The sequence below is a fragment of the Geodermatophilus sp. SYSU D00867 genome (assembly GCF_054050315.1).
The window spans coordinates 25,639-50,825 of the sequence record NZ_JBJGZC010000029.1 but is presented as its reverse complement, the minus strand read 5'-3'; the positions used below and the strand labels follow the sequence as shown (position 1 = coordinate 50,825).

25 protein-coding genes are annotated in these 25,187 nt (G+C 76.9%); 14 read left to right on the top strand and 11 right to left on the bottom strand.

Annotated features, from left to right (window positions below; genetic code table 11):
• Positions 1 to 26: 26 nt before the first annotated feature.
• Complete coding sequence (locus ACI8AK_RS21240) at positions 27 to 2,735, top strand: ATP-binding protein (protein ID WP_456957894.1); 2,709 nt, start codon at positions 27 to 29, stop codon at positions 2,733 to 2,735.
• Between the two features lie 199 nt (positions 2,736 to 2,934).
• Positions 2,935 to 4,068, top strand: coding sequence for a flavin-containing monooxygenase (locus tag ACI8AK_RS21235; protein WP_456957892.1), 1,134 nt, complete (start codon positions 2,935 to 2,937; stop codon positions 4,066 to 4,068).
• 13 nt (positions 4,069 to 4,081) lie between these two features.
• Here the strand turns inward: ACI8AK_RS21235 and ACI8AK_RS21230 are convergent, their stop codons facing one another.
• Both ACI8AK_RS21230 and ACI8AK_RS21225 read right to left on the bottom strand, forming a co-directional pair.
• Positions 4,082 to 5,743, bottom strand: a complete 1,662-nt coding sequence (locus tag ACI8AK_RS21230) for an FAD-dependent oxidoreductase (RefSeq protein WP_456957891.1) — start codon at positions 5,741 to 5,743, stop codon at positions 4,082 to 4,084.
• A 151-nt stretch (positions 5,744 to 5,894) separates the two neighbouring features.
• Positions 5,895 to 6,638 carry an alpha/beta fold hydrolase gene (locus ACI8AK_RS21225; protein ID WP_456957889.1) on the bottom strand — a complete coding sequence of 248 codons (744 nt, stop codon included), beginning with the start codon at positions 6,636 to 6,638 and terminating at the stop codon, positions 5,895 to 5,897.
• 193 nt (positions 6,639 to 6,831) lie between these two features.
• Here ACI8AK_RS21225 and ACI8AK_RS21220 point away from each other — a divergent pair, with 193 nt between their 5' ends.
• The gene (locus ACI8AK_RS21220) at positions 6,832 to 7,482 is read left to right on the top strand and encodes a GntR family transcriptional regulator (RefSeq protein WP_456957887.1); all 651 of its coding nucleotides are present in this window, start codon (positions 6,832 to 6,834) and stop codon (positions 7,480 to 7,482) included.
• 17 nt (positions 7,483 to 7,499) lie between these two features.
• Here the strand turns inward: ACI8AK_RS21220 and ACI8AK_RS21215 are convergent, their stop codons facing one another.
• Positions 7,500 to 7,853, bottom strand: coding sequence for a nuclear transport factor 2 family protein (locus ACI8AK_RS21215; protein ID WP_456903620.1), 354 nt, complete (start codon positions 7,851 to 7,853; stop codon positions 7,500 to 7,502).
• 78 nt (positions 7,854 to 7,931) lie between these two features.
• Between ACI8AK_RS21215 and ACI8AK_RS21210 the strand changes: the two genes are divergently transcribed.
• Entirely contained in the window at positions 7,932 to 8,729 is a 798-nt protein-coding gene (locus tag ACI8AK_RS21210) for a MerR family transcriptional regulator (protein WP_387989475.1), read from the top strand.
• Positions 8,730 to 8,732: 3 nt separating this feature from the next.
• Here ACI8AK_RS21210 and ACI8AK_RS21205 read toward each other — a convergent pair whose 3' ends face one another.
• Genes ACI8AK_RS21205 through ACI8AK_RS21195 form a run of 3 tightly spaced genes read right to left on the bottom strand, consistent with a single transcriptional unit; the run spans position 8,733 to position 12,086 of the window.
• Positions 8,733 to 9,644 (bottom strand): NAD-dependent epimerase/dehydratase family protein, encoded by a 912-nt coding sequence (locus tag ACI8AK_RS21205; RefSeq protein WP_456957885.1) that lies wholly within the window; start codon positions 9,642 to 9,644, stop codon positions 8,733 to 8,735.
• 49 nt (positions 9,645 to 9,693) lie between these two features.
• Positions 9,694 to 10,341 carry a response regulator transcription factor gene (locus ACI8AK_RS21200; RefSeq protein ID WP_456903622.1) on the bottom strand — a complete coding sequence of 216 codons (648 nt, stop codon included), beginning with the start codon at positions 10,339 to 10,341 and terminating at the stop codon, positions 9,694 to 9,696.
• Positions 10,329 to 12,086: a sensor histidine kinase gene (locus tag ACI8AK_RS21195; protein WP_456903623.1), complete on the bottom strand. Its 1,758-nt coding sequence runs from the start codon at positions 12,084 to 12,086 to the stop codon at positions 10,329 to 10,331. Before ACI8AK_RS21195 ends, ACI8AK_RS21200 begins: the two co-directional genes overlap by 13 nt.
• Positions 12,087 to 12,261: 175 nt before the next feature.
• Between ACI8AK_RS21195 and ACI8AK_RS21190 the strand changes: the two genes are divergently transcribed.
• The 3 genes from ACI8AK_RS21190 (at position 12,262) to ACI8AK_RS21180 (ending at position 16,005) form a co-directional block, all read left to right on the top strand.
• The gene (locus ACI8AK_RS21190; protein ID WP_456957883.1) at positions 12,262 to 13,512 is read left to right on the top strand and encodes a serine hydrolase domain-containing protein; all 1,251 of its coding nucleotides are present in this window, start codon (positions 12,262 to 12,264) and stop codon (positions 13,510 to 13,512) included.
• Positions 13,513 to 13,597: 85 nt separating this feature from the next.
• Complete coding sequence (locus ACI8AK_RS21185; RefSeq protein ID WP_456957881.1) at positions 13,598 to 14,779, top strand: serine hydrolase domain-containing protein; 1,182 nt, start codon at positions 13,598 to 13,600, stop codon at positions 14,777 to 14,779.
• The gene (locus ACI8AK_RS21180) at positions 14,776 to 16,005 is read left to right on the top strand and encodes an NAD(P)H-dependent flavin oxidoreductase (RefSeq protein ID WP_456957879.1); all 1,230 of its coding nucleotides are present in this window, start codon (positions 14,776 to 14,778) and stop codon (positions 16,003 to 16,005) included. Before ACI8AK_RS21185 ends, ACI8AK_RS21180 begins: the two co-directional genes overlap by 4 nt.
• Positions 16,006 to 16,078: 73 nt before the next feature.
• Here the strand turns inward: ACI8AK_RS21180 and ACI8AK_RS21175 are convergent, their stop codons facing one another.
• Positions 16,079 to 16,876, bottom strand: coding sequence for a hypothetical protein (locus ACI8AK_RS21175; protein WP_387989456.1), 798 nt, complete (start codon positions 16,874 to 16,876; stop codon positions 16,079 to 16,081).
• 332 nt (positions 16,877 to 17,208) lie between these two features.
• On the opposite strand from ACI8AK_RS21175, the gene ACI8AK_RS21170 reads away from it, so the two are divergent.
• Positions 17,209 to 17,523 (top strand): hypothetical protein, encoded by a 315-nt coding sequence (locus ACI8AK_RS21170; protein ID WP_387989453.1) that lies wholly within the window; start codon positions 17,209 to 17,211, stop codon positions 17,521 to 17,523.
• A gap of 229 nt (positions 17,524 to 17,752) precedes the next feature.
• On the top strand, positions 17,753 to 17,896 hold the full coding sequence (locus ACI8AK_RS21165; RefSeq protein ID WP_387989450.1) for a hypothetical protein: 144 nt from the start codon (positions 17,753 to 17,755) through the stop codon (positions 17,894 to 17,896).
• Between the two features lie 105 nt (positions 17,897 to 18,001).
• Here ACI8AK_RS21165 and ACI8AK_RS21160 read toward each other — a convergent pair whose 3' ends face one another.
• The 4 genes from ACI8AK_RS21160 to ACI8AK_RS21145 all read right to left on the bottom strand — a co-directional run bounded on the left by ACI8AK_RS21160 (position 18,002) and on the right by ACI8AK_RS21145 (position 22,620).
• Positions 18,002 to 19,426, bottom strand: coding sequence for an FAD-binding oxidoreductase (locus tag ACI8AK_RS21160; RefSeq protein WP_387989447.1), 1,425 nt, complete (start codon positions 19,424 to 19,426; stop codon positions 18,002 to 18,004).
• 39 nt (positions 19,427 to 19,465) lie between these two features.
• Positions 19,466 to 20,158 (bottom strand): Crp/Fnr family transcriptional regulator, encoded by a 693-nt coding sequence (locus tag ACI8AK_RS21155; protein WP_387989444.1) that lies wholly within the window; start codon positions 20,156 to 20,158, stop codon positions 19,466 to 19,468.
• Between the two features lie 68 nt (positions 20,159 to 20,226).
• The gene (locus ACI8AK_RS21150; RefSeq protein WP_387989441.1) at positions 20,227 to 20,628 is read right to left on the bottom strand and encodes a nuclear transport factor 2 family protein; all 402 of its coding nucleotides are present in this window, start codon (positions 20,626 to 20,628) and stop codon (positions 20,227 to 20,229) included.
• A gap of 36 nt (positions 20,629 to 20,664) precedes the next feature.
• Positions 20,665 to 22,620, bottom strand: coding sequence for a glucuronyl esterase domain-containing protein (locus tag ACI8AK_RS21145; protein WP_456957877.1), 1,956 nt, complete (start codon positions 22,618 to 22,620; stop codon positions 20,665 to 20,667).
• A 111-nt stretch (positions 22,621 to 22,731) separates the two neighbouring features.
• On the opposite strand from ACI8AK_RS21145, the gene ACI8AK_RS21140 reads away from it, so the two are divergent.
• From ACI8AK_RS21140 to ACI8AK_RS21120, 5 genes are all read left to right on the top strand, one after another.
• The gene (locus ACI8AK_RS21140; RefSeq protein ID WP_456957875.1) at positions 22,732 to 23,619 is read left to right on the top strand and encodes an ATP-grasp domain-containing protein; all 888 of its coding nucleotides are present in this window, start codon (positions 22,732 to 22,734) and stop codon (positions 23,617 to 23,619) included.
• Entirely contained in the window at positions 23,616 to 23,996 is a 381-nt protein-coding gene (locus tag ACI8AK_RS21135; RefSeq protein WP_456957873.1) for a circularly permuted type 2 ATP-grasp protein, read from the top strand. Before ACI8AK_RS21140 ends, ACI8AK_RS21135 begins: the two co-directional genes overlap by 4 nt.
• A gap of 36 nt (positions 23,997 to 24,032) precedes the next feature.
• A complete protein-coding gene (locus ACI8AK_RS21130) occupies positions 24,033 to 24,422 on the top strand; it encodes a hypothetical protein (RefSeq protein WP_456957871.1) in 390 nt (129 codons plus the stop codon).
• On the top strand, positions 24,419 to 24,616 hold the full coding sequence (locus tag ACI8AK_RS21125; RefSeq protein ID WP_456957869.1) for a DUF6186 family protein: 198 nt from the start codon (positions 24,419 to 24,421) through the stop codon (positions 24,614 to 24,616). Before ACI8AK_RS21130 ends, ACI8AK_RS21125 begins: the two co-directional genes overlap by 4 nt.
• Positions 24,617 to 24,806: 190 nt before the next feature.
• Positions 24,807 to 25,061, top strand: coding sequence for a hypothetical protein (locus ACI8AK_RS21120; protein WP_456903631.1), 255 nt, complete (start codon positions 24,807 to 24,809; stop codon positions 25,059 to 25,061).
• Positions 25,062 to 25,187: the final 126 nt, after the last annotated feature.

Genomic DNA, 25,187 nt, shown 5'->3' with positions numbered 1-25,187 from the left:
CCGCAGCGCTCGGTACGGTCGGCGCCGTGCTGGCCGGACGGGACGCCGAGCGTGCGCGGATCGCCGCCCTGCTCGACGGCGCACGCGCCGGGACCGGGGGTGCGCTGGTGGTCCGCGGCGTCGCCGGGGCCGGCAAGTCGACGCTGCTGGCCGAGGCGGTGGACGCCGCCGCGGGCATGCGGGTGCTGCGCACCTCGGGCGTGGAGTCGGAGTCGCCGCTGGCCTTCGCCGCCCTGCAGCGGCTGCTGTGGCCACTGCGGACGCTCCTCACCGGGCTGCCGGCGCCACAGCAGGCCGCGCTCGGTGCCGCCCTCGGCGAGGCGGCCGGTGAGGGCGAGCGCTTCCTGGCGTTCCTCGGCACGCTGAGCCTGCTCGCCGACGCCGCCGAGGACTCCCCCGTGCTGGCCGTCGTCGACGACGCCCACTGGCTCGACGACGCCTCGGCCGCGGCGCTGCTGTTCGTCGCCCGCCGGCTGCAGGCCGAGCGGGTGGCCGTGCTGTTCGCCGCCCGCGACGGCGACGCCCGCCGCTTCGACGCACCCGACCTGCCCGCCGTCGTCCTCGGCGGCATGGCCGGGGCGGACGCCGAGGCGGTGCTGTCCGCGCGGGCCGGCGCCACGGTGGACCCGGCGGTGCGCGACCGGCTGGTGGCGGCCACCGGCGGCAACCCGCTGGCGCTGGTCGAGCTGGCCGGGGTGCTCACCCCCGAGCAGCTGGCCGGGCGGTCGCCGCTGCCCACGCAGCTGCCGCTGACCGGTGGGGTGGAGCGGGGCTTCCTGGACCGCTACCGGCGGCTCGGCGAGCCGGCGCAGCGGTTGCTGCTGCTGGCCGCGGCCGACGACACCGCCCGGCTGACGGTGGTCCGGGCCGCGGCGGAGCACCTCGGAGCCGGCGACGACGCCCTCGACGAGGTGGAGCGCGCCGGGCTGCTGCACGTCGACGGGGACGTGCTCGCCCTCTACCACCCGCTGGTGCGCTCCGCGGTCTACCGGGCCGCCACCAGCGCGCAGCGCCGCGCGGCACACCGCGCCCTGGCCGCGGCGGTCGGCCCCGACGCGGACCGCCGGGCCTGGCACCTGGCCGCCGCCGCCGACCGGCCGGACGAGACCGTCGTCGCCGCCCTCGACGACGTGGCCGAGCGCGCCGCCACCCGCGGTGGCCACGAGGCGGCGGCCGCCGCGTGGGCCCGCGCCGCCGAGCTCACCACCGCGGGCGCGGCCCGTGGCCGGCGGCTGTACACGGCCGCGTCGTCGGCCTGGCTGGGGGCGCACCCCTCCCAGGCCACGGCGCTGGCCGCCGCGGCCGCGGCCGAGCCGCTCGAGCCGCGGGTGCGGGCGCGGCTGCTGACCCTGCAGGGGCAGATCGAGTGGAACACCCGCTCGCTCGACGACGGCTACGACCTCGTCCTGCAGGCCGCCCGGGTCGCCGCCGAGGCGGACGAGGCGATGGCGCAGGAGCTGGCGATGCTCGCCGCCTCACTGGCCGCCTTCGGTGCCCGGTCGCCCCGGGACGTCGACCCGGCCGCGCTGGTCCGCCCCCCGGCACCGGACGCGCCGCCCCGCGTGCGGGCGGCCTCCGCCCTGCTGCGCGGGTTCCGCGCCACCGCCTGCCGGGACTGGGCCACCGCCGCCGAGTGCTTCCGCGGCGCCTTCGCCCTCACCGACGCCGACCCGGTCGACGACCACGTGCTGCAACCCAACCTGGGGGTCGCGGCGATGCTCGTCGACGACGACGAGCGGGGTCTCCGGCTGCACGCCGAGCAGCTGACCGCCGCCCGCCGCGCAGGCGCGCTCACCATGGTCGAGCACGCCCTCACCCGGGGGGCGCAGTTCCAGATCGCCACCGGCGACTGGGCCCAGGCCGCCGGCGCCGCGACCGAGGCGCTGGCGCTGACCGCCGGCACGGGACACCCCGGCCTGACCGCGCTGCCGACCGCCGAGCTCGGGCTGCTGGCCGCCCTGCGCGGGGACGACGCCGCCGACCGCCTCCTGGCCGAGGCGACCGCGATCCGGGAGGCGCACCCGGTCGGGCTCGCGGACTTCCTCGTCGCCGACCTGGTGCGCTGGGCACGGGGCCTCCGCGCCCGGCAGCCGGCGTCGGCCCTGTACCACCTCGAGCAGATCAGCTCACCCGGATACCGCCGCATGGCCGCGCTCGACCGGCTCGAGACCGCGGTCCGCGCCGGCCGCGAGGACCTCGCCCGCACCTGGCTGGGCGAGCTGGAGGACTTCGCCGCGGGCACCGGCGCCCCGGCCGCGCGCGCCGTCGTCGAGCACGGTCGCGCCCTGCTCGCCGGGGACGACGCCACCGAGGAGCACTTCCGGCGTGCCCTGGACGCGCACGCCGCGTCGCTGCGGACGCCCGCCCGGGCCCGCACCGAGCTGGCCCTCGGCGAGCACCTGCGCCGTGCACGGCGCCGGGTGGACGCCCGGGAGCACCTGCGCACCGCGCTGTCGCTGTTCGAGGAGCTGGACGCGACCCCGTGGGCCGAGCGGGCGGCGCAGGAGCTGCGTGCGTCCGGGGAGACCGCGCGGCGCCGCGACGTCTCCACGACCACCGAGCTGACCGCGCAGGAACGTCAGGTGACGGCCCTGGTCCGGCAGGGCCTGTCCAACCGGGACGTCGCGGCACAGTTGTTCGTCAGTCCGCGCACCGTCGACTTCCACCTGCGGAACGTGTTCAGCAAGCTCGGGGTGGCCTCCCGCGCCGAGCTCACCGCCCTCCCGCTGGACTGACGCGCGGCTGCCCGGCTCCCGGGGGACGGCGGGGAACCCGGTGGTTCTCCCGGCGTGACGCCTCCCGTCCGCTCCTAGCGTCCGGCGCAGAGCCAGCCCGGACCGAGGAGCCTCCACGACCAGCACCGCCGCGCACGCTCACCGCGGCCTCGGCTGACCGCACCGCCCGTCCCCTCCCCCACCCCTGCCAGGAGCCGTCATGCCCACCCCCGTCCCCACCGATCGGTCCGTCGACGTGCTCGTGATCGGTGCCGGCCAGGCCGGTCTCGCCATCGGCCACCACCTCGCCCGCCGCGACGCGGACCTCCTGCTGCTCGACGCCGGACCCGAGGTCGGCCACTCGTGGCGCTCCCGCTGGGACTCGCTGCGGCTGTTCAGCCCCGCCCGGTACGACTCGCTGCCCGGCCTCCCGTTCCCCGCTCCCGCGGACACCCACCCGAGCAAGGACGACGTCGCCGACTACCTGGCCGCCTACGCCCGGCGCTTCGCCCTCCCGGTGCGGACGAACTCCCCGGTGCTGCGGTTGTACCGCGACGGCGACGGCGGCTTCACCGCGACCACGCCGACCGGGACGGTGCGCGCCGAGCAGGTCGTCGTCGCCACCGGGCCGTTCCAGACCCCGCACGTCCCGGCTCTGGCCCAGCAGGTGGACCCGGCGGTACCGCAGCTCCACAGCGCCGGGTACCGCAACCCGACCCAGCTGCCCGGCGACGGCCGGGTGCTCGTCGTCGGCGGCGCCAACTCCGGCCTGCAGATCGCCGCCGAGCTCGCCGCCACCCAGCCCGTCACCGTCGCCGTCGGCACCCGGCCGACCGAGCTGCCGCAGCGCATCGCCGGCCGTGACCTGTTCACCTGGCTGGACACGGTCGGGTTCTTCACCGTGCCCGCGCACACCCGCATCGCCCGCCGGCTGCGCGCCCGCGGTGACCTGGTCATCGGCACCCGCACCCGCGACCTGCGCCGCCGCGGCATCGACCTGCGGCCCCGGCTCACCGCGGTCACCGGACGCACCGCCCGCTTCGCCGACGGCACCACCCTCGACGTCGACGCGGTCGTGTGGGCGACCGGGTACCGCAGCGACCACTCGTGGCTGCACGTGCCCGGCGTGGTCGTCGACGGGCAGGTCCGGCACGACGCCGGGGTCACCGCGGTGCCCGGGCTGTACTTCCTGGGGTTGCCGTGGCAGACGTGCCGCGGCTCGGCGCTGCTGGGCTTCGTCGGCGCGGACGCCGCCACCCTGTCCGACCGCATGGCCGCCGACGCGCGCGGGTCGCGGCCGCAGGCCGCACCCGGCCGTGGAGAGCCCGAGATCCCGGCGGTCACGCCGGCGTGACGCCTCCTCCGCGTCACCGTCCCGGGTGGGGACCTCGGAGGCGGCCGAGGTGGTCGTGGACCATGCGAATGGCGACCGCGCCCTCCCCGACCGCGGAGGCCACCCGCTTCACCGACCCGTGCCGGACGTCGCCGACGGCGAACACGCCGGGCACGCTGGTCTCGAACTCGCGGACCTCACCGCCGGCGGGGCCGCCGCGCCGGTCGGCGCCGGTCAGGACGTGGCCCGTGCCGTCCCGGTCGATCGCACCGGGCAGCCAGTCGGTGTGCGGCTCGGCGCCGATCAGCACGAACAGGCCCGCGGCGGGGACCGTCTCGGTGTCCCCGCCGTCCCGGTCGCGCACCACCAGGTGGGTCAGCCGCCCCTCACCGCTGCCGCCGACCGCCTCGGCGCCGTGGCGGACGGTGACGTTGGCCGCCGCGTCGATCTCGCGGACCAGGTAGTCGGACATGGTCGCGGCCAGTGAGGCGCCGCGTACCAGGAGCGTCACCCGCCGGGCGTAGCGGGCCAGGTGCAGCGCGGCCTGCCCCGCCGAGTTGGCCCCTCCGACGACGTACACCTCCTCGCCCGCCATCGCCTGCGCCTCCGGTGCCGCGGCGCCGTAGAAGACCCCCGCCCCGACGAGCGCGTCCAGGGACGGGACGCCGAGCCGCCGGTAGGTCACCCCGGTGGCGAGGACGACGGCCCGGCTGGTGACGGCGCTGCCGTCGCTCAGCGAGACGACGAGGCCGTCGCCCGAGGTCTCCAGGCCGACCGCGCGCGGTCCGTAGACGAACTCCGCGCCCAGCAGCCAGGCCTGCTCGTAGGCCCGCTGCGCCAGGTCGGCGCCGGGGATGCCGCGGGGGAAGCCCAGGTAGTTGCGGATGAGCGAGCTGGTGCCGGCCTGCCCACCCATCGCCTCGGCCTCCAGCACGACCGTGCGCAGCCCCTCGGAGGCGCCGTAGACCGCCGCGGCCAGCCCCGCGGGGCCCGCACCGACGACCGTGACGTCGTGGGGCCGCGGGTCCGGCCGGGTCCTGACGCCGAGCGCGTCGGCGATCTCGAGACCGGACGGGTCCTCGAGGACCCGTCCGTCGAAGAGGACGACCACCGGCAGGCGGGCGGCCGGCCGGCCCACCTCCCGCAGCAGCGCCCGGCCCTCCTCGGACGCCACGTCGTGGAAGCCGTAGGCCACGCTGTTGCGGCTGAGCAGGTCCCGGATCTCGTGGGAGCGCGCCGTCCAGCGCTCCCCGACCACCCGGGCCGCCAGGAACCGCGGCCGGTTCGGCAGCGCCCACTGGTACAGGAACTGCCCGATCGCCTGGTGGAAGTGCTCGTCCCCGGGCTGCCAGGGCTTGGTGACCCAGTCGATCTGCCGCAGCACCGACACCGGCAGCACGGGGGCGGTCGACCGGTCGTGCCAGGTGATCAGCACCGACCGTCGCGCCTCCGGGTGCAGCGCCCGCACGCGGTCGAGGAACTCGACGCCGGTCATCCCGGGCATCCACTGGTCGGCGAGGACCAGCGCCACCTCCCCGCCCGCCGCCCGCACCCGCGCCAGGTCGCCGAGCGCCTCCTCCGCCGAGGTGAGGCAGCGGACGTCGTAGTCGGTGCCGTAGCGCTTGGTCAGCTCCTCCTGCACCGGACGCAGCGCGGCCGGGTCGTCGTCCACCGCCATCAGCACGGGCCTGTCCATCGCGTCCCCTCCGCCGGTGACCGCGCAGTGTGCCGCAGGCCGGTTCGCGCGTGGGGTGGGTGCTCGGCCCCCGCCACGGCAGGAGGCCCCGCGGTCGCCGACCACGGGGCCTCCGTGCGTCCTCGGAGCGGCCTGACGTCAGCCGCTGCGATCAGGCGGCCGTCGCGCGGGCGGCCTCCTCGATCAGCCGCGCGACGACGTCGGGCCGGGAGACGGTCACGGCGTGCGACGCATCGACCTCGACGGTGTGCGAGTTCGCCCGCTCGGCCATGAACCGCTGGGCCCCGGCCGGGACGGCCAGGTCCTGGAGCGTGACCAGGGTCCAGGACGGGACGGTCCTCCAGGCCGCCTTCGTCGCCTTGTCCGCGAGCGCGTCGCCGGTAATCGGCCGCTGCGTGACGGCCATCAGCTCGGCGACGTCCGCCGGCACGTCGGCGGCGAAGACCGGCCGGAACCTCTCCTGCTCGATGTAGAGGTCGTCGACGGTCTGCCCGTCGGGACCCTGCACGGGCACCGGGCGCAGCGCCGACCCCAGCTCGTTGCCCGGGAACCTCCCGGTCAGTTCACCGGTGCTCTCCCCCTCGTCGAGCAGGAAGCTGGCGACGAAGACCAGCGCCCTCACCTGCGGGAGCCCCGCGGCCGCCTCGCTCACCACGCTGCCGCCGTACGAGTGGCCGGCCAGGACGACCGGCCCGTCCACGCTCTCCAGGACGTCGCGCAGGAGCGCGGCGTCGCCGTGCAGCGAACGGAGCGGGTTGGCCACCCCGATCACCGGATGGCCGTCCCGCCGGAGCCGGGCGATCACGCCGTTCCAGCTCGACGAGTCGGCGAAGGCCCCGTGGACCAGCACCACCGTGGGCGGGGCGGTGCGGGTCTCGAGCGTGCTGCTGGTCATGGCTCCTCCTCATCGGTCAGGCGGGCGCTCCGACGTCGCCCGTCCGGTGGCACCTCTCCTGCGTCCCCCGCCAACGCCTCCGCTATGCGATATATTGCATGCAGGGATGATGGGCAGGAAGGGTCTCCTCCGGGCTTCCTCGTTCCGCCTCGTCCCGCCGTCCGTGCGCCCGGTACCGCCAGGAGGTCCACCCGTGCCGATCCCCCCGACGAGCCCCGGGGTCGACCGCGGCCTGCTGCGCGACGACGTCTACCGCCGCCTGCGCGACGCGATCGTCGACGGCACGTTCACCCCCGGCGAGCAGCTCAGGGACCTGGAGCTCGCCGCCTGGCTCGGCGTCAGCCGGACGCCGGTCCGCGAGGCGCTGCTGCGCCTCGCGCACAGCGGGCTGGTCCTGGCCCGGCCGGGCCGGTCGACGGTCGTGAGCCCGCTCGACGTCCGCGCGGTCCGGGACGCCCGCGACGTCGTCGCGGCGATGCACGAGCTCGCCGTCCGGGAGGCCGTCCCCGTCCTCACCGAGGCGGACCTGGCCGCCATGCGCGACGCCAACCGCCGGTTCGCCGCCGCCGTCGACTCCGGGGACGTCGAGTCCGCCCTCCGGATCGACGACGAGCTGCACGGCGTCCTGGTGCGCATCTCCGGCAACCGGGCGCTCGCGACCGTCCTCGAGCAGTTCACGCCCACGGTGCGCCGTGCGGAGCGGTTGCGGTTCGGCTCCCTCCGCGGCCGGGCGTCGGTCCCCCGGCACGACGAGCTGATCCGGCTCTGCGCCGCCGGTGACGTCGAGGGCGCGGCCGCCGTCGCGTACGACACCTGGCACAGCCTGCCGAGCGCCGGGGCGTGACCGCCGGACGGCGGTCGTCACGGGGCGATGACCAGCCCCGCGACGAGGTCGCCGTCCATCGTGAAGCGGTAGCGGAGGTCGACGACGCCGCCGGGGAAGTCGCCCTCCAGCCGGTGGGTGGCGACCCAGTGCGCGTCGTCGACGCGCTCGGCACCGACGAGCTCGGTGGTGTAGCTGAACCCGGCGCCGGCCTCGGACAGGAAGCGCCGGATCTCCTCGGTGCCCCGGTGGGTCCTGCCCTCGTCGACGACCACCGCGGTCGGGGTGAAGGCGCGCAGCGCGACGTCGGCCTCCCGGGCCCGGTGCGCGGTGAGGAAGCCGCGGATCGTCGCGGGCAGCTGGTCGGGCCGGATGCCGGTCGGTGTGGTCACGCCCCGACGGTGCACCCTCCCCCTGGGGGAGGGTCGAGCGGTGGACCCTCCCCCAGGGGGAGGGTCCACAGTGCTCCGGTGCTGGCGATCGGCGAGTTCTCCCGGCTGACCCACCTCAGCGTGCGCACCCTGCGCCGGTACCACGACGCGGGCCTGCTCGAGCCGGCGACCGTGGACGAGGCCACCGGCTACCGCTACTACAGCGCGGACCAGATCCCGACCGCCCAGGTCGTCCACCGCCTGCGCGAGCTCGACGTCCCCCTGTCCGACGTCCAGCGCATCCTGCGCTCCCCCGACCCGGGCGCCCGTGCCGCGCTGGTCTCCGAGCACCTGCAGCGGCTGGAGTCCGAACTGGACCGCACCCGGGCCGCGGTGGCGTCGCTGCGCCGGCTGCTGCGACCGGAGCCGGCCCCGCTCGACGTCGAGGTGCGCGCGGTGCCGGCCACGACCGTGGCCGCGGTCGAGGACGACGTGACGCACGACCAGCTCCTCCCCTGGTACGCCGGCGCCACGGCCGAGCTGGACGCCGTGGTCGGCGAGCCGACCGGCGTCCCCGGAGGGCTGTACGACAACGCGCTCTTCGAGGCCGGCCGCGGGCACGCGCTCGTGTACCGGCCGACGGCCCGGCCGCCGAGCAGCGGCCGCGTGCACCCGGTGACCCTGCCGGCCGTCGAGCTGGCCGTCACCACCCACGTCGGCGAGCACCACGACATCGACGTCACCTACGGCGAGCTGGGGACCTGGGTGGTGGCCAACGCCCTCGCGGTGGCCGGGCCGGTGCGGGAGACCTACCTGGCCGGCCCGCGCGACACCCCCGACCCGTCGGCCTGGCGGACCGAGATCGGCTGGCCGGTCTTCCGCGTGGCCGCGCGCTGACGGTCACCCGCGCGGCGTCAGGCCCCGCCGCAGCTCCTCCAGGGCCTGCGCGAGGCCGACCCGGGGCACCCAGCCCCACCTCCGCGCGCGGTCGGTGAGCAGCTGCCCGGTCCACACCGGCTCGTCGGTCCACTCCGGGGCGACGCCCAGCGCGTCGGTCACCGTGCCGAGGTAGTCCCGCCACGTCGCGGGCTCACCGGCGACGATGACCGGGGTCGTGCCGCCGGCCACGGGGCCCCGCTCCGGGTCGTCGGACGTCGCGACGGCACCGGTGGCGACGTCCGCGACGAAGGCCGCCGGGTCCTCGACGTGCACCCAGGGCCAGGTCTGCGACGGGTCGGCCCGGCGGTCCCCGCCGTCGCGGATCCCCCGCGGTCGCAGCGTGTTCCACACCGAGGTCTCGCCGGTGCCCAGGACCGCCGGCGGGCGGACCAGCACGGTCGTGAGCCCGCCGACCTGCGCCAGCGCGGCGTCGGCGGCGTTCTTGGTGTCGGGGTAGTCGCCGCTGCCCTCGGGCAGGAGGGGGCCGTCCTCGGCGATGTCCCCGACGCCGGCCGAGCGGTCGTAGACCCCCGCCGTGGAGAGGTGCACCAGCCGGGCGACGCCGGAGTCGCGGGCGGCCCGGGCGAGGACCGCCGTGCCCTCGACGCCCACCCGGTGCTGGACCTCCCGTGGCGAGCCCATCGGGTGGACCGTCGTGACGGCCGCGTCGGCGCCCCGGGTCACCGCGCGGGCGAGGGACTCGTCGGCGAAGTCGCCGACGTGCTCGGTGACCCCGTCGAGCGCGGGCGCGCCGCCGGCGCGGCGGACCACGGCGCGCACCCGCGCCGACCGCTCGACGAGCGCCCTGCACACCGCGGTGCCCACCAGGCCGTTCGCACCGGTCACCACGACGACGGGAGAGACGGGGGCCATGTCGCCCACCCTGTCAGCGAGCCCCCGACGGCGCTCGTCGGTGGGCCCCTCACGACGAGAGGTAGCGGATCACCGCCAGCACCCGGCGGTGGTCGTCGTCGCTGGGCGCCAGGCCGAGCTCGTCGTAGATGTGGGACGTGTGCTGCACGACCGCCCGTTCGGTGACGGACAGGGTCCGGGCGATCGACGCGTTGGTCCGCCCCTCGGACATCAGGGCGAGCACCTGCTGCTGGCGGGGGGTCAACCGGTCGAGCGCACCGTGGTGCCCCCTGGCGCGGGCGACCATGAGGCTCACGACCTCGGGGTCGAGGACGGTGCCGCCGGCAGCGATGCGGCGGATGTCGTCGGTGAACGTGTCGACGTCGGCGATCCGCTGCTTGAGGAGGTAGCCGACGCCCGACGAGCGGTCGCCCAGCAGCTCGACGGCGTAGGCGCGCTGGAGGTGCTGCGACAGCACGAGGACGGCGATCCCGGGGTGCTCCCGGCGGATCCTCACCGCCGCGCGCAGGCCCGCGTCCTTGCGGTCGGGGGGCATCCGGATGTCGGTGACGACGACGTCGGGGGCGTGCTCCTCCGTGCTGCGGACCAGCTCGTGGGCGTCCCCGACCGCGGCGACGACGTCGAAGCCGGCCGCCTGCAGCACGTGCGTGAGCCCGGTGCGCAACAGCGCCTCGTCCTCGCCGATCACGACCCGCACGGCAGCTCCACCAGCAGCCGGGTGCCCCCGCCGGCCGGGCTGTCGACGGTGAACCGGCCACCGAGGGCGTCGACACGGTCGGCGAGGCCGCGCAGCCCCACCCCACCCTCCTGGGTCGCACCGCCGACGCCGTCGTCGGTCACGCCGATGACGAGCCGCGCCGGCGCGTGCTCGAGCGTCACGGTCAGGGTGGCGGCCGCGGCGTGCTTGACCGCGTTCGTCAGCGCCTCCGCGACCACGAAGTAGGCCGTCCTCTCGACCGTCGCCGGCAAGCGCCCGTCGACCTCGGCCACCGCCAGCCGGGTGGGCAGCGGCACGCGGTCGACCAGGTCCTCGATCGCCGCGGTCAGGCCCCGCTCGACGAGGGCGGCCGGCATCAGGGCGTGCACGATCCCCCGGAGGTGCCGGGCGGCACCGTCGATGCCGACACGGAGGCGCGTCGCCGCGCCGGGGAGATCGGCCGCCCCGTCGACGTGCGCCAGCTGCTGTGCCTCCAGGGCGAGCAGGACGAGCTCCACCTGCAGACCGTCGTGCAGGTCCTGGGCGATGCGCTGCCGCGCCCGGTCGCCGGCCTCGACGAGGCGGGCGCGCGACTGCCGGAGGTCGGCGTGGCTGGCCCGCAGCTCGGCCGTCAGCCGGTCGTGGTCGATGGCGAGGGCGGCCACCTGCCCCGCCCCGCGGACCAGCTCGGCGTCGTCGACCACCGTCGTGTCGTAGACGACGGCGCCGATCCGTCGCGACCCGAGCTCGATGTCGACCAGGTCGCGGTGCTCGCCCAGCGCCGACGCGTCGAACGGTGCGCCGCTCCCGTCCACGAGCGTGCGCCCGTCGCGCGAGGCGTAGACGACCTGCAGCGACGGGTCCCCGAGGACCCGCCCGAGGGCCTCGGCGAGCCGCTCCGGGGTGGCGGCGGGCGAGGCCACCCAGGCACCGAGCTCCTGGATCTCGGCGGTCCTCGCGAACCCCCCGCGCAGCACCGCCGCCGCGAGGGCGACGGGCACCCCGGCGAGCAGTCCGATCTGGAGCCCGACCACCTGCACGGGCGAGAGACCGGCGGACGGACCCAGGAGAGGACCCAGCGGCGTCGCCAGGACGGCCAGGATCCCGTAGGCGTACAGCGGCAGCAGGACCCTCCGTTGGCCGGGCGTCGCGGTCCGCAGCCGCCCGGCGAGCACACCCGCCGTCATGAGCATGACGACCATCCCGGCGGCCCGCTGGAGCCAGGTCCCGGCGGCGAGCAGGTCCACCCGGTGGCCGACGGAGAGCACGCCGCCCGGGCTGGCACCCGCGTCGAAGAGGTAGGTCGGGACCTGCAGGACCAGGGACACCCCGAAGGCCCCCACCACCGTCAGGCGGGAGGTGCGCGAGCGGAGGCGGCCGGACGGGAAGGCGTGCAGCAGCCAGACGGTCACGGCGAGCGGGGTGGTGGCGAGCACGACACCGACCGCCACCAGGACGGGTGTCCCGGTGTTGGCGAGGGCGGCCACGAACCACGAGAGAGCCCCGATGACCATGATCGGGCCGGTCCGGTTGCTCGGCCGGCGCCGCCACGCCTCGAGCCCCGCGGCCAGGTGGACGAGCCCCCCGGCCGGGAACAGGGCGAGCAGCCACCACCCGGCGCCACCCCGGTCGGCGAACAGGGCGATCTCGACGCCGGCGACGACGGCACCGGACGCGCCGATCAGCGCGAGGCCCACCATCAGCGCCCGGGCCAGCGGCGACCGGACACCGCCCCGATGCGCCACCGGTGCAGCATGGCACCGGCGACGTGCGCCCGGTGCGGCGTCGCACCGGCCACGACTCCCGCCGGACCCTGTACCCAGGTCCAGGTGAGCGGGCCACCCCGGTCCATTGGCCGGCGGTCGCGACCTCGCCAGGGTCGGCTACGCCCCCGGACCGGCTCCCCTCGGAAGGTCGACCATGACAGCTGCAGAGCGCTCGTGCGGGTCGCGTCGTCCCCGGTCGGCCGGCTCGCTGACCGCCTCGATCGCGGCCACGGCGGCCGCGCTGCTGGTCGTGGCCCCCGCCCCGGCGCACGCGTCGCCCGGGAACGCGACGGCGTCGTCGGGGGTCCCGGCGTACGCCGCGGCCGTGCAGCCCGAACTCGACCGGATCGTGCGGGACCTGGCGGTCACCGGCGCCGTCGTCCTGGTGCGGTCCCCCGAGCTGGGCGACTGGGCCACCACGATGGGCACCGGGACCTGGCACGGCACCGAGCCGGTCTCGCTCGCCGACCACGTCCGGATCGGCAGCAACACCAAGACCTGGACCGCCACGGTGGTCCTGCAGCTGGTCGACGAGGGCAGGATCGGCCTGGACGACCCGGTGTCGCGGTATCGCCCCGACGTGCCCGACGGGGAGGACATCACCATCGCCCAGCTGCTCGACATGACCAGCGGCCTGGCCAACTACACCACCGACCTCACGCTGAACGAGCAGATGGACAGCAACCCCGGCCGGGTGTGGGACCCGGAGGAGCTGCTCGCCATCGGCCTCGCCGAGCCGCCCGCCTTCCCCCCGGGCGAGGGGTTCCTGTACTCGAACACCAACACCGTGCTGCTGGGCCTGATCATCGAGCAGCTCACCGGGGTCCCGGTGGAGCAGGCCTTCCAGGACCGGATCTTCGACCCGCTGGGGCTGGACGAGACCTCCTTCCCGGCCCGGACCGACGCGTCGATCCCCGAGCCGCACCCGCGGATGTACACCTTCGGCACGAACGTGGAGACGATCGACAGCCTCGTGCTCCCACCCGAGGTCCAGGCCGCGGCCACCGCCGGGACCCTGGAGCCGATGGACGTCACCGACACCAACCCCTCCTGGGGGTGGACCGCGGGCGCCGGGATCTCCACCGCGGAGGACCTCGCCGATTACGTGGAGGAACTGGTCGACGGGTGCCTGCTCAGCCCGCGGCTGCAGCAGGAGCGGATCGCCAGCGTCCAGCCGGTGGACCCGGACGACCCGGCGAGCCCCGGCTACGGGCTCGGCCTGGCCCGCTTCGGGCCCGTGTACGGGCACACCGGTGAGCTCCCCGGGACCAACTCCTTCATGGGCCACGACCCGGTGCGGGACATCACCGTCGTCACCTGGACCTCCACCGCCCCCGCACCCGACGGCGAGGGCCCGGCCGTCGAGCTCGCCAGGACGGTGATCGACGAGCTCTACGCCGGCTGACCGGCACCCCGGCCGGCCGGGTCCCCACGACGGGGCCCGGCCCCGGGACCCCACCCCGTCCCCTCCACGGGAGGAGCTGTTCCTCGTGCGCCGATGGATGCGACCCGCCGCCCTCGCCCTCGCCCTGCTCGCCGGGGCCGGGACGACCGGCTTCACCGCCACCCCCGAGCACCCGGCGGGGTCCGCTCCCGCCCCGGCCGCGACCCTCGACCCGGACCTCGCCGCACGGATCGACGAACTGGCGCGGGCCGCGCTGACCGACGGCGTCACCGGCGCGGTGGTCGGCATCTCCGACCCGGCCCGTGGGAGCTACCTGCAGGCCTACGGGACCGCGGACACCACGGGGACCCCGATGACCACCGACGTGCACTACCGCATCGCCAGCGTCACCAAGACCCTCACCGCCCAGGCGGTGCTGCGCCTGGTCGACCAGGGGCGGCTGTCCCTCGACGACCGCCTGGACGAGTACGTCCCCGACATCCCCCACGGGGACGAGATCACCATCCGGGACCTCCTGGGCATGCGCGCCGGTGTGTACGACTTCGTCGCGGACGAGGACTTCCTGGCGCGGTACGCCGCCGATCCGCTCCTGCCGGGGTGGTCCCCCTACGACGCGCTCGAGATCATCCGCGCGCACGCCGGCGAGGCCACCCCACCGGGCGAGGCGACCGTGTACTCCAACTCGGAGTACGTGCTGCTCGGGCTGGTCCTCGAGCGGGTCACCGGCCGCTCGGCACAGCAGGTGACCACCTCGGTGATCGAGGAGCTCGGCCTCCCGGAGACGTCGTACCCCACCACCGCGGCCCTGCCGGAGCCGTTCGCCCACGGCTACGTGAACACCGACAGCGAGCTGGCACCGCCGGACCCCGGCGCGGAGGAGCCCCGGGACGTGACGTACAGCAACCCCGAGGTCCCGTTCACCGCCGGCGCGGTCGTCTCCACCGTGCCGGACATGCTCCGCTACGCCGAGCAGCTGGCGACCGGGGCGGGCCTCACCCCGGAGACCGCCCGGCTGCGCCAGGAGTGGACGCCGCTCACCTCCAGCGGCATCCGGGTGCAGTACGGCCTCGGCGTCCTCCAGCTCGGGGACTGGGTCGGCCACAACGGCTCGGTCTTCGGCTACAGCGACGTGATCTCCCACCTGCCGGAGCAGGGGGCGAGCGTGGTGGTGATGGTGAACGCGGCCGACGGCGAGGCCGTCCCCGCGACCGACCTCTGGGGCGGGATCGTCAGGCTGCTGTACCCCGACAGCCTGCCGACCTGGTGACCGTCCGGGCGTCGCGGTCCGCCGCGACGACGGAGCACGGGCGCCCACCCGACCAGGCCGCCGCACCGCCCCGACCCCCGCGCGACGACCACCCGCGGCACGCCGTCCGCGACGGCGCGCCCGGCACCCTGGCCCCGCACGCCGCCGAGGGCCACACTCCGTGTCCCGTCCTCCTCCTGGAGCTCGCGATGCTGCGGACCCGGTTGTGCGACCTGCTCGACATCGCCGTGCCGGTGGTGGTCGCGCCGTTCGGGCCCTGGGACGAGACGGCGCTGGCGGTGGAGGTCTGCCGGGCCGGGGCGCTCGGCAGCCTCGGCACCGCGCTGCGCCGGCCGTCGGAGCTGCGCGCGCAGTGGCAGCGGGTGCGGGAGGGCACCGACCGCCCCTTCGCGGTCAACCACACCGGGCGGCCGTTCGACCCCGAGGCGTTCGCGGCCACGCTCGAGTTCGCCCCCGCGGCGATCAGCTTCCACATGGGCGTCCCCGCCGACCTCGTCGCGCGTGCGCACGACGCCGGGATCCGCTGGATCCAGGCGGTCGGCGACGTCCGGGCCGCGGAGGCCGCGCTGGAGGCCGGTGCCGACGTGCTGGTCGCCCAGGGCACGGAGGCCGGCGGCAACGGCGGGTGGGTCGGCAGCCTGGTCCTCGTGCCGGCCGTCGTCGACCTGGCCGGGGACGTGCCGGTGGTCGCCGCCGGCGGCATCGCCGACGGCCGGGGCCTGGCCGCCGCCCTCGCGCTCGGGGCGCAGGGGGCGAGCCTGGGCACCCGCTTCCTCGCCACTCCCGAGATGGGCGTCGACCAGGAGTGGAAGGACCGGATCGTGGCCGCGGACGCCACCGAGGCGGTCAAGGTCCCGCACAGCGAGCGGGTGATGCCCCGGTTCACCCTCCCGCAGATCGGGCAGCCGTACGCGCCCCGGGCGCTGCGGACCGAGCTGGTCTCCCGGCTGGAGCGGGCGCCGGAGACGGTCGACCCGGAGCGCGTGGGGCACGAGCTGCGCGCCCGCGTGCGGGCCGGCGGCGGCCACGACCTGCTGCCGTTCGCCGGGCAGTCGGTCCAGCTCGTCCACGACGTCGTCCCGGCCCGCGAGCTGGTCGCCCGCCTCGTCGCCGAGGCCGAGGAGGCCCTGCGGACGGCGGCGGGGGCGGTCACGACCGGGCCGGCACCGCGGCCGCGGACCCCGGCACCCCCGGCCGCGCGGGGACCCGTCGACCAGCGGGCGTGAGGGCGCCGCGAGGACGCGGCCCCCGCCGGGACCGGGACCGATGCCCCGGCCCAGCGGAGCGAGCGGCGTGCGGTCAGGGGATCCGGTCCGGTATGCGGCGGCCCTCGATGAGCAGGCACACGTGCTGCAGGCCGGCGATCGACGCCGCCTGCAGCAGGGGCAACCGCACGAACACCGCGCCGAGGGGACCCAGGAACGAGGCGAAGAGCCACACCGAGGTCGCCAGGCACAGCAGGCGCCGGCCGGACCCTCCGCTGTCGACACCGCGCCGGGCGAGGGGCAGGACGCCCAGCCCGAAGGCCGTTCCCAGGACCACCGACAGCAGCGCGGCGCTGCGGGCACCCCCGAGCCAGTCCGCGGGGAGGACGCCCAGCACGGCCGCCGCGATCGCGGCCGACCACCACAGGCGTCCCGCCGGGCGGCCGGTTCCGCGGCCTGGCCGCTCGTAGCAGTCCAGTTCGGTGGGCGGGTGCTCGGCGAGCATCCGGGACCGGTCCTCGTAGACCGCCACGGAGGGGTGGTTCCGCCGGACCCGCGCGGTGAGGTCCACCGGCACGGCGCCCGACAGCCAGAGCGCCTCGATCCGGCAGAACTCGGCGCGCAGCCCACGGGTCCCCGCGACGACGTGACCCCAGCAGGAGACCACGGCGAGGACGTGGCGGCTGCGCGGCTGGTCACCGGCCCACTGCTCCGCGCCGAAGGCGTAGAAGCCGCACGTGCAGTCCGGAGCAGGGCTGGGGTGCGGCGGGCGGTCCCCGTTCAGGCAGCGCGCCTCGTTGGCGCCGTCGTGCCAGGGGTCGGTGGAGAACAGCGGGTAGAGGGCACCGTCCGGACCGATCCGGAAGGTGCGCAGCGCTCTGATCTGGCCCACACGTGGCTCGAAGCCACCGTAGGGATCCACCGCTGCTACTCCACGGGCGAGGGATCCCGGGGCGGCTGGGGTCGCTCCGGGGAGACCGGCTCGAGGGGCGGCTCGGGCACGGGCAGGACCTCGATGCGGCGGACTTCCTTGCCGATGTTGCCCACGACACCAGCGTAGGGATCCACTGCGCGATCGGGACGTCTTCCGTCCCCGCGAGCTCGGGCGGTGCCGGGGGCGGCGCACCGTCCCGTGGACGTGCCGTCCGCTCCGCGCACGGGACCGCTCGTCGCGGGGAGCGCCCGGTGGGAGGATCGGGCGTCGGGGACGGAAGGGGTGGCGCCGTGGCCGGGCAGCAGCCGATCGAGCCGAGCGAGATCTACCGGGCGGACGGCAGCCGGGTGCCCCGGCGCCGTGCGCCGCTGGGCACGGTGCCGGCCGCGGTGCGGTCCCTGCTCCCGGCGCTGTCACGCGGCACGACCGCCGGGTCCCTGGTCACCGCCTCGGCGCTCGCGGTCGCGGCGGCCGTCACCGCACGGGCCGCCGAGGCGGCACGCCACGTGCTGGAGCAGGCGGCTCGGGAGGCGCTGTCGACGCGTCCCACCGGGTCGTGGATCGAGGTCTCCGTCACCCGGATCGAGGTGCGCTGGCCGCGCTGAGCCGTGCCGGGCGCCGTGGAGGACGCGGCAGGCGGCGCCACGGAGGTCCGGCACCGTCGCGGGCGGGCTCGCGAGCGGCGGGGTGGACCGGCGTCGGCGTCTCCGGGTGGGGTCGTGTCCCGGCCGGGCGGAGTCCCGTCCCGGGTCGAGCGGACGCGCCGGACTCCCTGGCGCGACCGGGCGACCGGATGTAGCAAGGAGGTCCTGCCGTCGACGAGGGAGCACTCCGATGGCCGACAAGTCGCCCCACGACGACCACGCGACGAAGAGGTCGGGCAAGGCCGTCAAGGCCAAGCGCGACGAGCGCAAGGAGAAGCAGCGGGCCGCCAGGGAGATGGAGCGGCTGATGCGCCCGCGGAAGGCCAAGGCCTGACCGACCTCCGCGGGCGGGACCCCGCCCGCGCCGTCACCGGTCCCCGGGCAGGAGGCCCGGCGTGTGTGCGCGACCGCTCCAGCGCCCGGGGCGCCGCCCTCCACCTCATCCCGGGGCGATGTTCTGGTTGCGCCGGAACAGGTTCGTCGGGTCGTACTGCCGCTTGAGCGCGGTCAGTCGCCGGAGCTTGGTCTCCCCGTAGGCCTGCCTCACCCGGGCCTGCCCCTCCTCCATGAGGAAGTTGACGTAGACGCCGGTGTGGAACGGGGCCAGGGCCGTCCAGTAGTCGCGCGCCCACTGGCGCTGCTCCTCGAAGCCGTCCGGGCCGGCGGTGTTGCCGTTGATGTTGAAGGTGAACCCGGCGGACCGGCCGTTGAAGGCGGTGGCGTCGTCCGGGACCCGGGCGACCGCCCCGCCCATCTGCCACAACGCCACGCTGCTGAGCGGCGAGGTGATCCGGCGGCCGAACTCCACGACGACGTCGATCACGTCGTCGCTGAGCCGCGCCACGTCGCAGGAGCGGACGGAGTACCAGCAGCCGTGCCGGAACGAGGGGTCGAACATCTTCTGGTGCGCCACGAACGGCTTCGGCGACACGACGTCCAGCACCGGCGTCCCGAAGCCCCGCATCGGCGCCAGGACCCGCTGCCCCTCGTCGACGTCGCCCGCGTAGCAGGCCGCCACCGCCACCACCGGCCGGCCGACCAGCTCCGGCGGGACCACCGGCAGGGCCGGGGCGAGCCGCTGGACGACGATCGTCATCAACTCGTCGGGCCCCTCGGCCACCCAGTCCCGGTAGAAGCGCAGGACCCGCTCGGCGTCGTCCGTCGACCAGAAGGTCGCCCCGGCCATCACCTGCGGCCCCAGGGGGTGCATGCGGAACCGGAACCCGGTGACCACCCCGAAGTTGCCGCCGCCGCCGCGCAACCCCCAGAACAGGTCCGCGTTCTCGTCCTCGCCGGCCCGGACGACCTCGCCGTCGGCGGTCACCACGTCCGCGGACAGCAGGGAGTCGACGGTGAGGCCGTCCCTGCGCATGACCCAGCCGATGCCACCCCCGAGGGTCAGCCCGGCCAGCCCGGTGTGCGAGACGATGCCGGCCGGCACCACCAGGCCGTGCTCCTGGGTCCGCTCGTCCAGCTCCCCCAGCAGCACCCCCGCCTGGACGGCCGCCACCCGGGAGTCCGGATCCAGCCGGACGCGGTTCATCCGCCGGAGGTCGATCACCAGGCCGCCGTCGCAGGTGGACAGCCCCGGGAAGCTGTGCCCTCCGCTGCGGACGGCGATGGGCAGCTGCTCGTCGCGGCCGAACCGGATGGCGGCGCGGACGTCGTCCGCGCCCGTGCACCGGGCGATGACGGCGGGCCGGCCGTCGATCGACCCGTTCCAGAGCCTGCGGTGCTCGTCGTACCCGGCGTCCGCAGCGGTGAGGACCTCGCCCCGCAGCGCGGCACGGAGGCCGGCGACGGCGGTGTCGCTGACCGGGGCGGCCGTGGACCGGACGCCCCCGGGATCCGTCGTGGTGGTCATGGGAGAAGTGTCGGGACGACGGGCGGGCGCGACAGGGACCTAGGTTCCACCCTGCTCCCGGCTCAGCCGGACGGGGTCGAGGACGTCGATGTGGTCCCGGTGCGTGGCGATCACCCCGGCCTCGCGGAGCTCCCTCAGCACCCGCACCACCACCTCACGGACGCTGCCCACCGCATCGGCGAGCGCCTGCTGGCTCACGGGGACCGTGAGCACCGGCCGCGTCCCCCCGGCGGTCCGGGACCCCTGGGACGCCAGGTCCAGGAGGTGCCGGGCGACCCGTTGCCGCACGGTGGTGAAGGCGCTTCCGGGGATCTCGGAGATGAAGCTGAGCGCCCGCTCGGCCATCTCGCGCAGGAGCGCGTCGGCCACCTGCGGGTCCTGGGCGGCGGCGCGGCGCACGACGTCGGGCGACAGACGCAGCACCTCGGAGTCGACCACCGCCTGGATCCCCGCGGGCAGGCGGAAGTCGGCCCCGTACATCGACACGACGCCGACGAGCGCTCCGCGACGGGCGTACCGCACGGTCAGGCTGCGTCCGTCCGGCGCCGTGACGAACACGCGGACGAGACCGTCCACCACCAGTTCCAGCAGCTCGGCCGTCTCGCCCTCCCGGTGGATCACCGAACCGGTCGGCACGCGGACGAGACGCGCCCCCGTGAGCAGCCGCTGCTGGGCGGGGGCGGGGAGGCGGGCGAGCTTCGACGCAGCGAGGGCAGCCAGGACGCCGTCCACCCCCGCACGGTAGGTCCCCGGGGCGGGCGGATCCACGGCCGCACCGGGCGCCCCGCGCGGGGCGACCGTCAGGAGCCGGCGGTCAGGCGCCTGCCCATCTGCTCGTGGACGGCCTGGATCGCCTGCAGCGGGCGGATCATCACGCGGAACTCGACGATCCGCCCGGCGTCGTCGCAGCGCACGATGTCGACCCCGTTGACGTACCTGCCCTGCACGCTCGTCTCGAACTCCAGCACCGCGGTGTCGCCCGCGACGACCTGCTTGGTGTACCGGAACGCCCCGTCGGGACCGTCGCCGGCGAGGGCGTCGGCCGCCGCCTGGAGGTACCGCGTGGTGATCGCCCTGCCCTCCTGCGGCGTGAACACCACCGGCGAGTAGAAGACGACGTCGTCGGCGAGCAGCTCGTCCAGGGCGTCCGGCGCCTTGCTCTCCATGTAGCGGTGCCAGCGGGCGACGACGTCGTCGATCACGGGGTGCCTCCTCGGCGGCGGGTCAGCGGACCGTGCTCACGGAGCCTGCCGGGGCCCCTGCCGGTCCAGCCAGTCGACCATCGCCGCCCGGGTGGCGGCCGACAGCCGGTGCCAGTCGGCCAGCGGCACCCGCGGCACCCCGGCGGCCCGGCAGGCGGCGGCCACCGCGCCGGCCGGCGCCTCGGGGTCCCAGGCGGGGTCGAGCACCACCGCGGGGCGGTCCGCCGTCGTCGCGAGCAGGTCCGCGAGCGTGTACCCGGGCCGGGCGCGCAGCAGCGGCTCCCCGCAGCTCGGGGCGGTGAGCACCATCCCGGCCGGCGGCACGTCCCCCAGGGCGGACAGGTGCAGCGCCACCAGCGCCCCGGTGCCGTAGGCGGCGACCCAGGCCCGGTCGTGCCCGGTGGCCGCCGCGGCGACGGCGGCCACCGCGGCCGCGTCGGCGGTCATCCGGCCCAGCGGGGAGGAGTCCGGCCCGGGGTGCTCGCCGTGCCGCGAGCCGCTGCCGACCGGGTCGTGGCAGGCGACGGCCCAGCCGGCCGCGGCCAGCAGCGCGGGCAGCGGCTCGGCCTGCTCGTACCCGGCCCGCCACCCGGTCGCGGCGCACGGCGGGCCGAGCCAGAGCACCAGCCCGCGGCTCCTCCGCCCGTCCGGCGGGCGCAGGAGGGTGACCGCGACGCCGTCCGGGGTCCGCAGGTCCTCCTCCCCCGCCCCGCCGGCGGCGGTCCCGGCCGGGCCGAGTGCGGCGCGGACGGCGGCTCGCAGCTCCTCGCCGCGGAACGGGCGTGGCCCCGAGCGCACGCGGTCGGCCGGCCACGGGACCGGTGACGGCGCTCCCGGCGCGCGCCCGGGACGGCGGGGTGGGCCGCCGAGCGCCGCCTGCGCCCAGTCCAGCTGGGCGGCCACCGCGGACCCGTCCGCCCGGTGCCCGCCCGGGCGCAGCACCAGCTCCAGCGCGTCGGGCCGGCCGAGCAGCGCGTGGGCCTCCCGCGCGGCGTCCACCGCGGCGCGGGCGGCCGGGACGCGCTCGACCGGGTCCTCGACCGCCACCGACACCAGCACCGGGCGCGGGGCGGCCAGCGCGAGCAGCTCGTGCGCGTCGGTGGGCAGCCGGTGCTCCCGCCCGGCGAACCAGCGCAGCCGCGGGTGGAACCAGCCCGGGTAGTGCCGGGTGAGCAGCTCCACCCCCTCGCCGAAGTGCCGGTCGGTGCACAGCCGGGCGGGGATGGCGCCCAGCACGCCGCTGGAGCTGGACACGACGCCGGCGAAGCGGTCGTCGAACGCGGCGGCGAGCAGCGCGGTCTTGCCGTTGCGGCTGTGCCCGCCGACGAGCACCCGGCGGGCGTCCACGCCGGCCTGGTCCTGCAGCGCGTCGAGGACCCGGGACAGCGCCCACGCCCGCCAGGCCAGCCGGCCGGCGACCACCGAGGGGAAGGCTCGCTCCACGTCCTCGGTGTCGTCGTCGCCGTCCGCGGCCGAGACCAGGCAGGCCCCCCACCCGCGGGCCAGCGCCGCCTCCGCCCACGACCCGTGGCCGGACTGCAGGAGGTAGACCGGGACGTCGCGGCGCACGCCCGCCGCGGGCACGGGCAGCAGCAGCCGCGCCCGCACCGACCAGCCCGCGCCGACGACGAGCTCGCGGACCTCCACGCCGCCCGCCGTGCGCACCCGGTCGACGCGGGCGGGCGTGCGGCGGGGTGGAGGCGGGAGGTCCCCGGTCAGCCACCGCCGCCAGCGGGCGCGCAGCACCGCCCGCCGCGCCGGCCACCCGGCGGCACCGGCGCGGCCGCCGGGGAGGCCCTCGACCGGGGACCACAGGCCGGTGCGGGCCGGCAGCCGGGCGAAGTCCGGCGCCGGCTCCCCGCCGGCCGCCAGCCAGGCCTCGAAGGGCCCGCTCGGCGGCAGGATGCCGGCGAGCTCGGCGGTGTTGCGCCGCCGGCGGGCCGCGGCCGAGCGCCCGTCCCGGGACCGGCTCCCCGGCACCACCTGCGTCATGCGTCCGCACCGTAGGACCGCCCGGTGTCCTGACGCTGTCCCACGCGTCGCGTCGGTGCTGCGCCGGGCCCGGGGGGTTCGGCGGGCCCGGGGCCCGGGCACCAGGGCGGCGTGCGCGTGCTGCTGGTGATCACCGACGAGGACTGGTACGAGGACGCCGGCTACGCGGCCGCGTGGGTGCGGGCGCTGGAGGCGGAGGGCGCGGAGGTCGAGCGGCTGGCCCGGGTGCCGGACGACTGGCCGGTCACCGGCCCGCCACCGAGCCGCTACGACCTGGCGATCGCGCACGTGCTGGTCGAGGAGGTCGTGGCCTACGCGCCGACCTTCGCCCTGGCCACGCTGCTCGAGGCGGCCGGCGTGCCGCTGCTCAACCCCGTCACCTCCCTGGTCGCCTCCGCCGACAAGCTGGTGACCCACGCCGTGTGGGCGGCCGCCGGCGTGCCGCAGCCGGCCGCGTGGGACCTCGCCCGGGTCCGGGAGTGGCCGATGCCGGGACGGCGGATGGTGCTCAAGCCCTCGCTCGGCGACGGTGCCCGCTACGTCGAGCTGGTCGGCGACCTCGACGCCGCCCGTGCGGTCGAGGCCGGCTGGCGGGAGCACGAGGCGGCCGGCGGGCACCGGCGCGGCACGTCGCTGCTGCAGGAGTGGATCGCCGAGCCGGCGTGCGCGCGGGTCTTCGCCACGCCCACCACCACCTCCCTGGTCTACGAGAAGTCCCGGGAGGAGGGGGCGCTGGTCACCCACGGCACGGTGTACCCGAAGGTGTACGAGGCGCCGCCGGAGATGGCGCAGCTGGCCTCGCGGATGGTCGCCGCGCTCGGCGGCGGGCTGATGGGCGTGGACGTGCTCGTCGAGCCGGACGGCCGGCTGCTCGCGCTGGAGGCCAACGCCCCCTTCGGCTTCGACGTCACCGACCCCGAGCAGGGCCGGTGGGTGGCCCGCGCCGCGCTCGCGGTCGCCGAGCGCGCGGCCGCGAACCGCCCGGCGGCGGCCGCGTGAGCCCGGAGGACGGCCTCGACGAGGCGCTGCACCGGCTGCCCGAGCTGGTGCTCGAGCCGCGCTCGGGCTCGGGCGGCTGGGGCGTGCTCATCGGCCCGCGCGCGGACGCCGGCCGGCTCGCGCGCGCCCGTGCCGCCGTCCTGGCCGACCCCGGGGAGTGGATCGCCCAGGAGCCGGTGGCGCTGTCGACCCACCCCACGGTCGTCGACGGCGCGCTCGTGCCGCGGCACGTGGACTACCGGCCGTACGCCTCCTGCGCCGGCGAGGAGACGACCGTGCTGCCGGGCGGCCTCACCCGGGTGTCCCTGACCGGGGGTGAGCTGGTGGTCAACGCCTCGCAGGGCGCCGGTGCCAAGGGCACCTGGGTGGTCGGCTGAGCGTCCCCCGGCGCCGGGATGGGCGAGCATGCACCGGTGGGATCCCCCTCCCGCACCCGCCGGGTCGCGGCCGTGGTCGTGGCCGCCGGGTGCACCGCCGCCGTTCCCGTGTCCGGGGAGCTGTCCCCCGGCGCGCTGCTGGCCGTCGGCGGCACCGGCCTGCTGGCGACGGCGGCCGGGCTGGCCGCGCACGCCGGCGCGGGCGCCCCGCGGGTCGGCCGCCGGGCCCTGCCCTGGCTCGCCTGGCTGGCCGCAGCCCTGGCGTGGGAGGCGGTCACCCTCCTCGACGGCGACCTGCCGGCCCTGAGCGACCTCGCCGACCTGCTCCTCGCCCACCCGGCCGCGCGGGCGGCGGCGACCCTGGGCTGGCTGGCGGCCGGGGCCTGGCTGCTGACCCGGCCCGCGGCTCCTCCGGAGCGGTCGTGACCGGCACCGCGGTGTCGGTCACGGCGGTGCTGCTGCTCCTGGCCGCCGGCCTGTCCCTGGAGGTCTCCGCCCGCCGGAGGGGCTCCCCGGCTCCCCTGGCGCAGGCGCTCGCTGCGGCGATGCGCACGACCCCCGGCCGGCTGGCGGTGCTCCTCGCGTGGGCCTGGCTCGGCGTGCACTTCCTGGCCCGCTGACCAGGCCGTCCCGCTCCCGGCCCCTGGTGGACGGCGGCCGGCGGCCACCGCGGCGGGGTCCGCTTCCTGTCACACCCCGGGGCCACACTGTGGCTGTCCGGATCGCACCGCAGGTGTCGCCCCCGCACACCGGAGCCACCGCACACCGGAGCCACCGCACCGGCGGGATCCGGGAGGAGGTGAGGACGAGATGAGGACCTACGACCCCGCGGACGGCATCCTCTACGTCCACCTGGCACAGGACGCCGGCACCCCTCCGTCGCCACCGCCCTCCCCCGAGGAGTGCCGCCGGCTGCCGACCGGCTACCCGAACGTCTCCCTCCGGGCCCGGCTCGCCGGCACCCGGGCGACCGCGTCCCGTCCCGCGCTCGTCCTCCTCCCCGGAGGATCGGCAGCGGCCGACGTCCCCGCCCCCGTCGCGGCGCCGCTGCGCCTGGCCCGGTAGCGGGGAGGGCGGCCTCCGGGCGCGGCGTCCGGCGACCCCGCAGCCCAGCCCGGCGCCCCCGTCAGTGCCTGCACGGGCACGGCCCCCGGCGCCCCGGGGCCGAAGTGCCCTGGAGCGGCGCGCCCC